The 13,504-nt window shown below is 73.4% G+C and carries 10 protein-coding genes; 6 read left to right on the forward strand and 4 right to left on the reverse strand.

The annotated features are described in order from the left end of the window. Positions 1-40: 40 nt before the first annotated feature. Positions 41-784 (reverse strand): RDD family protein, encoded by a 744-nt coding sequence (locus OO48_RS06425; RefSeq protein ID WP_033213382.1) that lies wholly within the window; start codon positions 782-784, stop codon positions 41-43. Between the two features lie 135 nt (positions 785-919). Then, positions 920-1,363, reverse strand: a complete 444-nt coding sequence (locus OO48_RS35975) for a DUF2752 domain-containing protein (RefSeq protein ID WP_209439444.1) — start codon at positions 1,361-1,363, stop codon at positions 920-922. 346 nt (positions 1,364-1,709) lie between these two features. On the opposite strand from OO48_RS35975, the gene OO48_RS06435 reads away from it, so the two are divergent. The 6 genes from OO48_RS06435 to OO48_RS06460 all read left to right on the forward strand — a co-directional run bounded on the left by OO48_RS06435 (position 1,710) and on the right by OO48_RS06460 (position 7,147). Further along, the gene (locus tag OO48_RS06435; RefSeq protein WP_033213383.1) at positions 1,710-2,564 is read left to right on the forward strand and encodes a bifunctional methylenetetrahydrofolate dehydrogenase/methenyltetrahydrofolate cyclohydrolase; all 855 of its coding nucleotides are present in this window, start codon (positions 1,710-1,712) and stop codon (positions 2,562-2,564) included. Between the two features lie 5 nt (positions 2,565-2,569). Further along, a complete protein-coding gene (locus tag OO48_RS06440) occupies positions 2,570-2,983 on the forward strand; it encodes a DUF3017 domain-containing protein (protein WP_081951948.1) in 414 nt (137 codons plus the stop codon). Between the two features lie 152 nt (positions 2,984-3,135). Beyond that, a complete protein-coding gene (locus tag OO48_RS06445) occupies positions 3,136-4,128 on the forward strand; it encodes a malate dehydrogenase (protein ID WP_033213384.1) in 993 nt (330 codons plus the stop codon). 80 nt (positions 4,129-4,208) lie between these two features. Further along, the gene (locus OO48_RS06450; RefSeq protein WP_033213434.1) at positions 4,209-5,522 is read left to right on the forward strand and encodes a hemolysin family protein; all 1,314 of its coding nucleotides are present in this window, start codon (positions 4,209-4,211) and stop codon (positions 5,520-5,522) included. 30 nt (positions 5,523-5,552) lie between these two features. Continuing rightward, positions 5,553-6,590 (forward strand): tryptophan--tRNA ligase, encoded by a 1,038-nt coding sequence (trpS, locus tag OO48_RS06455; RefSeq protein ID WP_051731804.1) that lies wholly within the window; start codon positions 5,553-5,555, stop codon positions 6,588-6,590. Next, on the forward strand, positions 6,590-7,147 hold the full coding sequence (locus OO48_RS06460) for a 2'-5' RNA ligase family protein (RefSeq protein WP_033213385.1): 558 nt from the start codon (positions 6,590-6,592) through the stop codon (positions 7,145-7,147). The genes trpS and OO48_RS06460 overlap by 1 nt, the downstream gene beginning before the upstream one ends. A gap of 77 nt (positions 7,148-7,224) precedes the next feature. Here OO48_RS06460 and OO48_RS06465 read toward each other — a convergent pair whose 3' ends face one another. Together OO48_RS06465 and OO48_RS06470 are read right to left on the reverse strand one after the other, a co-directional pair. Then, a complete protein-coding gene (locus tag OO48_RS06465) occupies positions 7,225-9,576 on the reverse strand; it encodes a CDP-glycerol glycerophosphotransferase family protein (RefSeq protein WP_051731805.1) in 2,352 nt (783 codons plus the stop codon). Between the two features lie 217 nt (positions 9,577-9,793). Beyond that, entirely contained in the window at positions 9,794-13,375 is a 3,582-nt protein-coding gene (locus tag OO48_RS06470; protein WP_033213386.1) for a bifunctional glycosyltransferase/CDP-glycerol:glycerophosphate glycerophosphotransferase, read from the reverse strand. Positions 13,376-13,504 lie beyond the last annotated feature (129 nt).

Here is a 13,504-nt window from a genome sequence, read left to right on the forward strand (position 1 = left end):
CTCCGGACTTCCGGAGTGCGGGGCCCTCGGGCGTCCGCCGCTACTTCTTGATCACGACGGTGCCGGCCGCACGGTCGTGCCAGCCCTGCAGCTTGCCGGAGTTGTCGAAGAACGGCGACAGGTAGACCAGCAGGGTGCCGATGTAGCAGAGGAACGCGCCCACCACCGGCAGGATGTAGCGGATGAAGCCCGCGCCCAGGCCGGGGTGCTGGCCGTCGTTCTCGCGCACCACGCGCAGGCCCAGGGCCATCTTGCCGATGGTGGCACCGGCCAGGCCGACCAGCAGCCATTCGTAGATCAGCAGGAACACCGCGATCACCGCGAGCATGGTGAACGCCGTGGCGATGACGCTGGTGCCCGCGTCGTTGACGCACGACTGGTAGTCCGAGCTGTACGGGTCGCACTTGTCGGCCTTGTTGGCCAGGCCCACCATGCCGGCCATGCCCGCCGCCATGGCGATGCCGAGGACCACCGACATGACCACGCCGTCCAGCAGTCGGGCCAGGAAGCGCTGGCCCATGGTGGCGATCCGCACCGTGCCGACGTTCGCGATGTTGATGTAGCCGTTGTTGGCCTGGATCGTGCCCGGCATCTGCGGGTAGCCGTAGCCGGCCTGCGGCGGCACCTGCTGCTGCTGCGGGTAGCCGTAGCCCGCCTGCGGCGGCGGGGCCTGCTGCGGGTAGCCGTAACCGGCCTGCGGCGGCGGGGCCTGCTGCGGGTAGCCGTAGCCGGCCGGCGGGGGCTGCTGGCCGTACGGGTTGTTCGGGTCGGGCGGGTAACTCATCGGTGCCTCCGGGCAGGAAGGGACGGGGACTGGACGGAAAAACCTAGGGGCGGGCGGGTGGGGACACCGACCGCGGGGCAGAGTAGCGGGTCACTGTGACGGGGCGCCGGGTGACGGTCATCGGGCGGCCGCCGCTCAGAACCGGAGCGGGCCGAGCCGGACCAACTCCCAGGCCCAGGCCGCCACCAGGGCCGAACCCACCAGCAGGTTGCGGCCCGCGTACGACAGCGGCCGGCGGCGGCCCGGGCCGAACGGCCGACCCACCAGCGCCAGCGCGGCCAGCGCGGTCACCGGGTTCGCCAGCAGCGCCGCCCCGGGGCGGCCGTGGCCCGCCTCGACGAACACCGTCGTGCTGCCGCACACCGGGCACGGCACACCCGTCAGCAGGCGCAGCGGGCACAGCACCCCCGGATCGTGCGCGTCGTGCGCCGCCGCCAGCGCGAGCGCCGCCCCGGCGACCAGCGCGGCCCGCAGCACCACCCGCAGCACCGACCCCGGCAGCGTCCCGGCCGACCGCCGCCAACGGGCCGGCAGCGTCGTCGGGCGGGCCGTCCCGGCCGGCGGCGCGGGGGCGCTCACGGCCGTACGGGGGCGCGCGAGGGAGCGGCGGCACCCGTGCCGCGCACGCCGCGCGGCCCCGGTCGGTGCGGTTCGCCCACTGTCCCTCTTCCCCCCGGCTGTCGTGCCCCGCCGACGACAGCCCGTCACCAGGACCCGGTACGGCGGGGATTGCCCGGACATCGTCGTCCGTACCACACCGCGCTGTCCAGCGGCTTCCGCAACCCGTGCCGGACCGTGGCACAACCGCGACCTGACCGGTACGCTCCGTGACCCCGCGGCCGCCGACGGCGGTCCGCGCGGCGCACCGGTCCGGCAGGCGGTCCGGCGGCGCGGCCCGGGCACCCGATCCGGGAGAATGGGGGGCATGACTGCCCAGATTCTCGATGGCAAGGCCACCGCGGCCGCGATCAAGTCCGAACTCGCCGTCCGCGTGGCGGCCCTCAAGGAGCGGGGCATCGTCCCCGGCCTCGGCACCGTCCTGGTCGGCGACGACCCGGGCAGCCGGTGGTACGTCAACGGCAAGCACCGGGACTGCGCGGAGATCGGCATCGCCTCCATCCAGCGCGAACTGCCCGCCACCGCCACCCAGGAGGACGTCGAGAACGTCGTCCGCGAGCTCAACGCCGACCCGACCTGCACCGGCTACATCGTCCAACTCCCGCTCCCCAAGGGCCTGGACGCCAACCGCGTGCTCGAACTCATGGACCCGGACAAGGACGCCGACGGCCTGCACCCGACCTCGCTCGGCCGTCTCGTCCTCGGCATCGACGGCCCGCTGCCCTGCACCCCGCTCGGCATCGTCGAACTGCTCCGCCGCCACGACGTCGCCATCGACGGCGCCGAGGTCGTCGTGGTCGGCCGCGGCATCACCGTCGGCCGCTCCATCGGCCTGCTGCTCACCCGCCGCAGCGAGAACGCCACCGTGACGCTCTGCCACACCGGCACCCGCGACCTCGCCGCGCACCTGCGCAACGCCGACGTCGTCGTCGCCGCGGCCGGCGTCCCGCACCTGGTCAAGCCCGAGGACGTCAAGCCCGGCGCGGCCGTCCTCGACGTCGGCGTCTCCCGCAGCGAGGGCAAGATCGTCGGGGACGTGCACCCCGGCGTCGCCGAGGTGGCCGGCTGGATCTCCCCCAACCCCGGCGGCGTCGGCCCGATGACCCGCGCGATGCTCCTCAACAACATCGTCGAGGCGGCCGAGCGCCGCGCCGGCGCCTGACACCGGTGCCCGGCGTCAAGCGGCGCGGCCGCCGCCGTCCCCCCGTCACCACCCGGGGCACCCTGCCGCCCGAGGGCGCCGGGGCCGCGCTCGGCCGCGGCCACGTCCTCCCGCTGCGGCAGTGGCCGATAACGCTGGTCCTCGCCGTCGCCCTGGCGGGCCTGCTCGCCACCTGGCAGGGCCACTTCCGGCTCGGCCTGCTCGTCCTCGGCGCGGCGCCGCTGCTCGGCGCGCTGCTCCGGCTCGGCCTGCCCGACGTCGGCATGCTCGCCGTCCGCAGCCGGTTCACCGACGTCACCCTGATGTTCGTGCTCGGCGGCGCGATCGTCCTGCTCACGCTGGTCGCCCAGCCCGACCCGTGGCTGCGGGTGCCGGTGCTGGAGAACATCGGCCGGCTGATCGGGCACCCGATGCGGTGAGCGGCACCAGGGGCGCGGTTCCCCGCGCCCCTGGCTTCGCCGTCTCCGGCCTTGCGATAGCCTTGCCCAGGTCTCTCGATATCGAGAGATCATCCTCGGCCCCAGCGCGCCGGTGTGCCTGGGGCACCTGGCCACCGCAGGAGAAGGCTGAAATGACTCGCACCCCCGTCAACGTCACCGTCACCGGAGCCGCCGGCCAGATCGGCTACGCGCTGCTGTTCCGCATCGCCTCGGGCCACCTGCTGGGCGCCGACGTTCCGGTGAACCTGCGCCTGCTGGAGATCCCGCAGGGCGTGAAGGCGGCCGAGGGCGTCGCCATGGAGCTGGACGACTGCGCGTTCCCGCTGCTGCGCGACATCACCATCACCGACCAGGCGAACGTCGCCTTCGACGGCGCCAACGTCGCGCTGCTGGTCGGCGCCCGCCCGCGCACCGCGGGCATGGAGCGCGGCGACCTGCTGTCCGCCAACGGCGGCATCTTCGGCCCGCAGGGCAAGGCCATCAACGACAACGCCGCGGACGACATCAAGGTCCTGGTGGTCGGCAACCCGGCCAACACCAACGCCCTGATCGCCCAGCGCAACGCCCCGGACGTGCCGGCCGAGCGCTTCACCGCGATGACCCGCCTGGACCACAACCGGGCCGTCGCCCAGCTGGCCAAGAAGGCCGGCGTGACGGTCGAGGACGTCAAGAAGGTCACCATCTGGGGCAACCACTCGGCCACCCAGTACCCGGACCTGTTCCACGCGGAGATCTCCGGCAAGTCCGCGTTCGACGCCGTGGGCGCCGACCAGGAGTGGGTCGAGAACTTCTTCATCCCGAAGGTCGCCAAGCGCGGCGCCGAGATCATCGAGGTCCGCGGCGCCTCCTCGGCCGCCTCGGCCGCGAACGCCGCCATCGACCACGTCCACACCTGGGTCAACGGCACCCCGGCGGGCGACTGGACCTCGATGGGCATCGTCTCCGACGGCTCGTACGGCGTGCCCGAGGGCCTGATCTCCTCGTTCCCGGTCACCACCAAGGACGGCAAGTTCGAGATCGTCCAGGGCCTGGACCTCTCGGAGTTCGACCGCAAGCGGATCGACGCCTCGGTCGGCGAGCTCGCCGAGGAGCGCGACGCGGTCAAGGAGCTCGGCCTCATCTGAGTGCCGCTCCGCAGCGGGTGAACGGCCGGGTGCCCTCGGGGCGCCCGGCCGTTCCGTTGCGGGCGCCCTACACTCGGGCCGTGAGCGAAACCCTGCAGGACGCCGCGCTCGTCCTGGTGTTCATCATGTTGGGCGGTCTGTTCAACGTCGCGGAGATCGCGCTGATCTCGCTGCGGGAGGGGCAGATCCGCACCCTGGAGTCGGCGGGTTCGCGGCGGGCCGCGCGGGCCGCGCACCTGGCGGCGGACCCGAACCGGTTCCTGGCGGCGGTGCAGGTCGGGGTGACCTGCATGGGCTTCCTGTCGGCGGCGTTCGGCGCCGACACCCTGGCGGGCAAGCTGGCCCCGGTCTTCGTCCGGGCGGGCCTGTCCGAGGGCGTCGCGGACGCGGTGGCGCTGGTCGGCCTGACCCTGGTGATCTCCTACGCCTCGCTGGTGCTGGGCGAGTTGACGCCCAAGCGGATCGGCCTGCAGCGGGCCGAGTCGATCGCGGTGCTGGCCGCGCCGGTGGTGGACGTGATGTCGGTGGTGCTGCGGCCGGCGATCTGGCTGCTGGGCCACTCCACCAACCTGATGGTGCGGCTGCTGGGCGGCGACCCGAGCGCCGGACGCGGCGTGATGAGCTCGGAGGAGCTGCGCGGCCTGGTCGCCGCCAACACCGAACTCGGCTCGGACGAACGCGAGTTGATCAACGACGTGTTCGCGGCGGGGGAGCGCCAGCTGCGCGAGGTGATGGTGCCGCGCACCGAGGTGACCTTCCTGGACGGCGACCGGCCGGTCGCCGAGGTCCGGCACGAGACCGACTCCGCGCCGCACTCCCGCTACCCGGTGGTGGAGGGCTCCTACGACGCGGTGACCGGCTTCGTGCACGTCCGCGACCTGTACGGGGCGCGCGGCGAACAGGCCGCCCGGGTGCGGGAGCTGGCCCGCCCGGTGAAGCTGCTGCCGGCCACCAAGCGGGTGCTGGAGGCGATGAGCGAGATGCGCCGGGAGGGCCACCACCTGGCGATCGTGGTCGACGAGTACGGCGGCACCGCGGGCATCGTCACCCTGGAGGACCTGGTCGAGGAGGTGATCGGCGAGATCCGCGACGAGTACGACGCCCAGGACACCACCGCGACCCGGCGGCTGGCCGGCGGCGGCGTCGAACTGGACGGCCTGCTCAACCTCGCCGACTTCACCGAGGAGACCGGCCTGACCCTGCCCGAGGGCCCGTACGAGACGGTCGCCGGGTTCGTGGTGCGCGAACTGGGCCGACTGCCCCGCAAGGGCGACCAGGTGGTCACCGACACCGGGGCGCGGCTGACCGTGGCCCGCCTCGACGGGCGGCGGATCGAGCGGCTGCGGGTGAGCACCGTCACACCGGCGGACCCGCCCGCTCCGGAGGTTTCCTGACCGGCCGGGGAAGCTGGAACAATGGGCCCCATGGTCAACGCAGCGGTCACCGGTCCCGTGAAGGACCGTCCCCGGGTGCTCTCCGGCATCCAGCCCACCTCGGGCTCCTTCCACCTGGGCAACTACCTCGGCGCGGTGCGCCAGTGGGTCGACCTGCAGGAGGCCAACGACGCCTTCTACATGGTCGTCGACCTGCACGCGATCACCGTCGAGCAGGACCCGGCGGTGCTGCGGCAGAACACCCGGGTCTCCGCCGCCCAGTTGCTCGGCGCCGGCCTGGACCCGGAGCGCTGCACCCTGTTCGTGCAGTCGCAGGTGCCCGAGCACGCGCAGCTGGCCTGGGTGATGAACTGCCTCACCGGCTTCGGCGAGGCCGCCCGGATGACCCAGTTCAAGGACAAGTCGGCCAAGCAGGGCAGCGACCGCACCACGGTCGGCCTGTTCACCTACCCGGTGCTGATGGTCGCCGACGTGCTGCTCTACCAGGCCGACGCGGTCCCGGTCGGCGAGGACCAGCGCCAGCACCTGGAGCTCACCCGCGACCTCGCGGACCGCTTCAACACCCGCTACGGCAAGACCTTCACGGTGCCCGAGCCGTACATCCTCAAGGCCACCGCCAAGATCCAGGACCTGCAGGACCCGACCGCGAAGATGAGCAAGTCCGCGGCCACCGACAAGGGCCTGGTCAACCTGCTCGACCCGGCCAAGACCAGCGCCAAGAAGTTCAAGAGCGCGGTCACCGACACCGACACCGTCGTGACGTACGACGAGGCGGCCAAGCCCGGCGTCTCCAACCTGCTGCGGATCCACTCCGCGCTCAGCGGGCTGTCGACCGACGAACTGGTCGCGCACTTCGAGGGCAAGATGTACGGCGCCCTGAAGACCGAGCTGGCCGACCTGTTCACCGAGTGGGTCACCCCGTTCCAGGCCCGCACCCAGCAGTACCTGGACGACCCGGCCGAGCTGGACCGCGTCCTCGCGCTGGGCGCCGAGAAGGCCCGCGCGGTGGCCTCCGAGACGCTCGCCGAGGTGTACGACCGGGTCGGCTTCCTGGCGCCCAAGCGCTGATGCCGACGGCTGCCGCCCCCGGTGGTGACGGCCTCGGCGAGGCCGTCACCATCGGCGTGTCCATACACGTCCCGGAGCCGTACGGCAGCCGGGTGCAGGACGCCCGGGCCGGGTACGGCGACCCGCTGGCCAGGTCGATACCGACCCACGTCACCCTGCTGCCGCCGACCGAGACGCACACCGGGGCGCTGCCCGCGATGGAGCGCCACCTGCGGGCGGTGGCCGCCGCCCAGCGGCCGTTCCGGATGCTGCTGCGGGGCAGCGGCACCTTCCGGCCGGTCTCCCCGGTGGTGTTCATCCGGGTCGAGGAGGGCGCCCAGGAGTGCCGGGTGCTGGAGGCGGAGGTCCGCTCCGGCCCGCTGGCCCGCGAGCTGGCCTTCCCCTACCACCCGCACGTCACCGTCGCCCACGGCCTGTCCGAGGCCGCCCTGGACAACGCGTACGAGCGCACCAAGGGCTTCACGGCGTCCTTCGAGGTCGCCGAGTTCGTGCTGTCGACCTTCGGCGCGGACGGCGTGTGGCGCCCGTGGCGCGGCTACGCCTTCGGCCGGCCCTAGGGAACGCCCGCGCCCCGGCCGGCCGGGGGCGGTTGCTGGGCGCCGCCGGGGCGTCGCTGGGCGTCCGCTGGAAGCCGTCAGCCCGCCCGGCCGGCCAGCTCCAGCATCCGGTCGACCACCCGGGCCGAGGCCCGGCCGTCCTCCAGCGGGCAGAACCGCTCCCGGAACGCCCGGTAGCGCTCCCGGTACGGCTCCGGGTCCAGCTCGCGCAGGGCCGCCACCACGGACGCCGAGTCGGCCAGCAGCGGCCCCGGGGCGTGCGCCTCGAAGTCGAAGGTGAAGCCGCGCAGCCGCCTGCGGTAGTGCTCCAGGTCGTAGGTGAAGAACAGCATCGGGCGGCCGGTCACCGCGAAGTCGAACATCAGCGAGGAGTAGTCGGTGACCAGCACGTCGGCGGCCAGCATCAGGTCGGCGACGTCCGGGTGGTCCGAGACGTCCCGGACGAAGTCGTCGTCCGGCACCCGCCCGCCGACGTGCACGTGCGGGCGCAGCAGCAGCACGTGGTCCCCGCCCAGGGCGGCCCGGGCCGCCTCGACGTCCAGCCGCAGGTCGAGCCGGTAGCGGTCGCCCTCGCGCTGATCGTCGCGCCAGGTCGGCGCGTACAGCACGGCGGTGCGCCCCTCCGGGACGCCGAGCCGGGCCCGGACGGCGGCCCGCTCGACCGGGTCGGCCCGCACCAGCCGGTCGTTGCGCGGGTAGCCGGCCTCCAGCGGCGCGCCGCGGTAGTCGAAGGAGTCCGCCAGGATCGGGGTGGCGAACGGGCTGGGCGACAGCAGCAGGTTCCACTGCCTCACCTCGTGCTCCAGCCGCCGCAGGTAGCCGTCCTCGGCCATCCACTCGGTGCGCACCTGGCGCGCTATCCGCTTGAGCGGGGTGCCGTGCCACAGCTGGGCGACCACCTGGCCCTCGCGGCGCTCCAGGAACTCCGGGAAGTGCGTGTTGCCGACCAGGTAGCGGCTGGTGGCCAGCGCCTCGTACCACTCGGGGCTCCACATCCGCAGCGCGGTGGTGCCCGGCGGGGGCTGCTCCTGGCCGTCCTCGACCACCCACAGGTGCTCCAGCGGCAGGCCGCGGGCGACCAGCTCCTCGTGCACGGCGCGCGGGTTGCAGGAGTAGCTGCGGCCGCCGAAGACGTCGTACAGCACGGCGTCGCGCAGCGGGCGGCGGCGGGCCGCCGGGTAGTCCGCGGTGCGCAGCCGCCGCTGGCGGCGGGCGCTGCGCTCGGCGGCGGACAGCACCGGGGTGCTGTCCAGGATCGGGGTGTCGTGCCAGCGGCGCTCCAGCAGGAAGGACTTGGGCCCGCGCGGGGTGCGCAGCGGCAGCCCGTCCAGCACGGCGGGGTGCAGGCGCAGCGACCGGTCCTCGTGCTCGGGGGCGCCCGTCCGGCGCAGCGACAGCTCCCAGACGCCCTTGGCCAGCGGCCGCGGCCGGCCGTCGGAGGCCGGCGGCTCCAGGGCCAGCACGGTGCGGAACCGGCCGTCCGCGGTCAGCTCGACGGGGCGGCGGCGCTCCCGGCCGTCGCCGCCGTGGCGCAGCACCAGCTCGGTGCCGGCGCCGGCGTGGTGCGGCAGCTCGCCGGCCAGCTCCCAGCCCTCGGGGACGGCGGTGAGCGCGTCGACCAGCGGTTCCGGGTCCTGGACGCAGAACTGCAGGCGCAGGTCGGACAGCTGCTTGGCGTACAGCACCTGCCGGTCGGCCAGCGGGAGCTGGCGGCGGCCGGCCGGCGGGCAGTCGGTGCGCAGGTCGACCGTCCGGCCGTCGGGGAGCAGCAGGCTGGGCTCCCAGTGCCCGGAGAGGTCGCACTGCGCGGCGCCGACGCGGGCGGTGAACGCGCTGCCGTCCCAGTCGGTGTCGCAGGCGACGGCGGTGTCGGTCTCCCGGTGGCGCAGGACCAGGGCGCCGCCGGAGGAGCCGGCCGGGGCCCGCCCGGAGACCAGGAAGCCGTCCTCCGCGCAGTCCAGGCCGGTGACGACGGCCCGGCCGGGCAGCACGGTCAGCCGCAGGGTGTCGGAGCCGAACCGGGGCACCAGCAGCACGCCCTCGCCGACCCAGCAGGCCGACGGGTACTCGCCGCTGCCGCACCAGTGCGCGGCCAGCGGCGCCCGCGCCCGCAGCGCGCCGGCCGCCACCAGCGCGGTGACCTGCCAGGTGCCGGGGTGCCACTGGCCGCGCCGGCGCAGCGCCTCGGGGTCGATCAGCGCGGTGAAGCCGGTCCAGTCGAGCCCCAGGGCGGCCTGCGCGCTGTCGTCGGTGGCCTCGGGGAGGTAGCGCGGGTACGTCCGCAGCCGCAGCGGCCGCTGCCCGGACGGCGGGGTCAGTTCCAGCTCGACCGAGGTCTCGCCCGGGCGGTCGCCCGAGTGCCCCGCCAGCCGCCCGTCACCGAGCAGCGACAGGATGCCGCCGTCCCAGACCGCCCGCCGCAACCCCACCCTGGCGGAGGGGGCGGAAGAGGGACGGGTGCGTTCCGGCCGGCCGGCGAAAAGGGGGAGTCGAGCCACTCACCCATGACAGCCAGGCGAACAGGGAAAGTCAATTCCCTCCCTCCTGGGGAAATTCCCAGCTTTCAGGGGATTTCCAGGAAACAGGGAGGGAATTGACAGCCCTTTCACCTCCGGCGGCGCGCGGTCGCCCGGTTGACGGCGGCGGTCACCGCTCCGCGCCGTCCAGCAGCGCGTCGACCACCCGGGCCGCGGCCTGGCCGTCGTCCAGGTCGCCGTAGGCCTCCCGGAAGGCCGCGTACTTCTCCGCGTACTCGGCGGTGACCCGGGACAGGTCGCCGAGCGCGCCGACCACCTCGGCGGAGGTGCGCAGCAGCGGGCCGGGCGCCTGCGCCTCGAAGTCGAGGCTGAAACCGCGCAGGTTGTCCCGGTAGTGCTCCAGGTCGTAGGTGAAGAAAATCACCGGACGGCCCGTGTTCATGAAATCGAACAATGCCGCCGAGTAATCGGTCACCAGCACGTCGGCGATCAGCAGCAGCTCCGCCGCGTCCGGGTAGGTGCTGACGTCCCACACGTAGCCGTTGCCGGCCTCGGCGATCTGCCCGCGCACCACCTCGTGGCTGCGCACCAGCAGCACCTGGTCGTCGCCCAGGGCGGCGCGGGCCGCCTCCAGGTCGAGCTGCAGGTTGAACTGGTAGCCGCCGTCGGGCAGCCGGCGGTCCTCCCGGAAGGTCGGCGCGTACAGCACGACCTTCTTGCCCTCGGGCAGGCCCAGGCGCTCGCGCACCCGCTCCGCGGTCTTCTCCCGGTCCGGGGCGAACAGCAGGTCGTTGCGCGGCGAACCGCTCTCCAGCACCCGCCCCCCGTACCCGAAGGCGCGCCGCAGCACCGGCGCCGACCAGCGGTTGCCCGCCGTCAGCAGGCTCCACTGCGGCACCTCCTCCTTGAGGTGCTCCAGGTATCCGGAGTCGGTGAACCAGACCTTCTCGAAGTCGGTGCCGATCCGCTTCAGCGGCACGCCCTGCCAGGTCTGCAGCACGACCTGGCCGGGGCGGCGGCGGAAGTACGTGGGCAGGTGGGTGGAGGTGACGATGTACTTCGCGGTGGACAGCGCCCGGAACCACTCGGGGGAGCGGTGGCGCACGCACTCGGCGGTCTGCGGCAGCTCGGCCTGCAGGTCGACGGAGGTCCACAGGTGGCGCAGCGGCAGGCCGCGGCGCACCAGCTCCTCGTGCACGGCCCGCGGCGAGTCGCCGTACAGGCCGCCGTCGGCGGCCCACCAGTCCTCCCGGACGGTGTGGTACAGCACCGTGTCGGTCAGCGGGCCGAACTGCTGCTCGGTGTAGGCGCGGCGCAGGAGGCGCTGGCGGTAGCCGCTGCGCTCGTCCGGCCCCAGCGGGTCGTGCGACTCCAGCGACAGGGTGTCGAAGCCGCGGCGCTCCAGGGCGACCCGCTTGCCGCGGGCCTCGATCTCCAGCGGCAGCGCGTCGAACGTCCGGGCGGCCAGCGCGGCGGCCGGCCACAGGCTGTCGACGGGGGCGCCGACCGGGCGGAACAGCACCGTCCAGGAACCCTTGTGCAGCGGCACCCGGCCCGCGAAGGACGCGGTCGGGACGGCGGGCAGCGCGGCCCGGAAGCGCCCGTCGGCGATCTCCACCGGGTAGGCGTGCTCCTCCTGGCGCTTGTAGTGCCGGATCACCAGCTCGTAGCGGTGCGCGCCGGCCAGCGGGAAGGACCCGCTGACCACGAAGCCCTCGCCGTCGGTGGCCCGGGCCACCTCCTCGATCACCGGCTGCAGCACCTGGTCGCACAGCTGCAGGTAGCCGGACGGGGAGGGCTTGGCGTACAGCGCGCGCTCGCCCGCGCCCAGCGGCAGGTGCAGCTCCACCGGGGCGGTCCGGTCGTCCAGCACCAGCGGCAGCGCGCTGCCGTCGGTGAGCTTGAGCTCCAGGTCCCAGCGGTCCCGGGTGCGCTCCTCGGCGGTCGGGTCCAGGGCGTCCCAGGCCTCGCGGACGGCGGTCAGCTCGGCGACCCGCACCCGCGCGGTGAACGGCAGGTCGCGCCCGACCGGGGTGCCCAGCTCCAGCTCGGCGAACAGGTCGCGGTCGGACTCGACGTGCTTGAGCCGCAGCTCCGCGCCGGCCAGGTCCGGGCCGGAGCGGACCAGGCCGCTCAGCTCCAGGACGCCGCCCTCCGCCGAGGCCGCGACCGCGCGGGCGCGCACCCGCTCCACCCGCAGCAGCAGGTGGCCGTCGCGCGACCAGGGCACGATCCGGACGTCGTCCTCGACCCAGTGCACCGGCGGGTACTCGTTGCGGTCGTGCCAGCCGACCGAGATCCGGCCCTTGTACACGCCGCCCTTGCCGGCACCGGCCACCAGCACCCGCCAGGAGCCCTCCTTCCAGGCCCCGCGGGACTTCAGCCGCTGCGGGTCGATGGACGCGGAGAAGCCCGCCCAGTCGCAGCTGTACAGGTCGTGCGGGGAGCTGGAGGTGGCCTCCGGGCTGTACTGCGCCTTGGTCTGCACGGCCACCACGCCGCGGCCCTTGGCCTCGCGCAGCACCAGCGCCTTGACCATGTCGTGCTTGTGCGCGGCGCCCAGGTGCTCGGGGAAGGCGTGCCCGGTGAGCTTGAGCTTCCCGTCCTCCCAGACCGCCTCGTACAGCCGCGAGCGCATCACCAGGGCGTTCTTCAGCCGCAGCACGTCCGCCGGGACGCTCTTGCGGCCGCCGCGCAGGAACGGGTAGTCGGCGTACGGGCGCAGCAGGCCGCGGGCCGGCGCGGCGCCGTTGCTGTCCTGCTCGAAGCGGAGCTGCTCGATCAGCTCCTCCAGCCGGCCCTGCAGGGTCAGGTGGTACTTCAGGCGCAGCGGCGCGCGCAGCTTGCGGACCGGCTCGGGGCCGATGGCGCGCAGCAGCCGGCCGACCGACTCCAGGTAGGCCGCGTTGTACTCCGGGTCGCCCTCCAGCACCGAGCCGAAGAACATCGGGATCTCCTCGACGAGGTTGTTCTCGTCGTAGGTGGCCAGGTACTTGCGGAACTTCGGGTCGCTCTGCGCCGACAGCCAGTCCCGGACCAGCTCCATCGACTTGACCCGGTCGATGACGCCCTTCGGGTTGGTCTTCATCTGGGTGATCGACATCTCGCCGACCTCCCGCTCGCGCCAGTGGTAGATCGGCTCGGCGAGCACGTCGACCCGGCGGGCCAGGAAGTGGTGCGGCACGCTGACCGGCGCGTCCTCGTACAGGATGCCCTCGGGGTACAGCACCCCGGCACCGTCGAAGAAGGAGCGCCGGTAGACCTTGTTCCAGGCGGTGCGGTCGGTGATCAGCGCCGGGATCTCGGTGATGTGGGTGCGCAGCCGGGTCGACGCGAACGGCTTGCGGTGGCCGCCGGACTGGTAGTGGCCCACGGCCCGGAAGCGCAGCACGTTGCCGGTGCAGAAGTCCGAACCGGTCTCGTCCAGGGTGCCGATCATCAGCTCGTACGCGGACGGCGGCATGGTGTCGTCGCTGTCGACGAACGCCAGGAACTCGCTGCCCTCGGAGATGTTCCGGTAGCCGGTGTTGCGGGCCGCCCCCAGACCCTTGTTCACCTGCTGCACCAGCCGGAACCGGGAGTCCTTCGCGGCGTACGCCCGCGCGATCTCGGCACTGGAGTCCTTGGAGCCGTCATCGACCATGACGCACTCGAAGTCGGTGAAGGTCTGGGCGGCGATCGAGTCGAGGCATTCCTCTAGGTAGCGCTCGACGTTGTAGATCGGGACGACGACGGACAGACGGGGGGCCATCGCTAGCGCAGAGCCTTTCCTCGGGAATGCGACCGGCGGGCCCGTGGAGACATGGAGAGAGCGGACCGCCACCGGCGGCGATCCTACCTCTCCGGGCTTGCTAGTCTGCGCGAGGCCAGGCCAGGCCAG

Origin of the sequence: Kitasatospora phosalacinea (assembly GCF_000716545.1) — a bacterium.
GTDB classification, from domain to species: domain Bacteria; phylum Actinomycetota; class Actinomycetes; order Streptomycetales; family Streptomycetaceae; genus Kitasatospora; species Kitasatospora phosalacinea.

What these genes read in the sequence shown, in the direction of transcription:
- OO48_RS06425 (WP_033213382.1), bottom strand. Translation starts at nt 784, where the DNA reads ATGAGTTACCCGCCCGACCCGAACAACCCGTACGGCCAGCAGCCCCCG.
- OO48_RS06435 (WP_033213383.1), top strand. Translation starts at nt 1,710, where the DNA reads ATGACTGCCCAGATTCTCGATGGCAAGGCCACCGCGGCCGCGATCAAG.
- OO48_RS06445 (WP_033213384.1), top strand. Translation starts at nt 3,136, where the DNA reads ATGACTCGCACCCCCGTCAACGTCACCGTCACCGGAGCCGCCGGCCAG.
- trpS (WP_051731804.1), top strand. Translation starts at nt 5,553, where the DNA reads ATGGTCAACGCAGCGGTCACCGGTCCCGTGAAGGACCGTCCCCGGGTG.
- OO48_RS06460 (WP_033213385.1), top strand. Translation starts at nt 6,590, where the DNA reads ATGCCGACGGCTGCCGCCCCCGGTGGTGACGGCCTCGGCGAGGCCGTC.
- OO48_RS06470 (WP_033213386.1), bottom strand. Translation starts at nt 13,375, where the DNA reads ATGGCCCCCCGTCTGTCCGTCGTCGTCCCGATCTACAACGTCGAGCGC.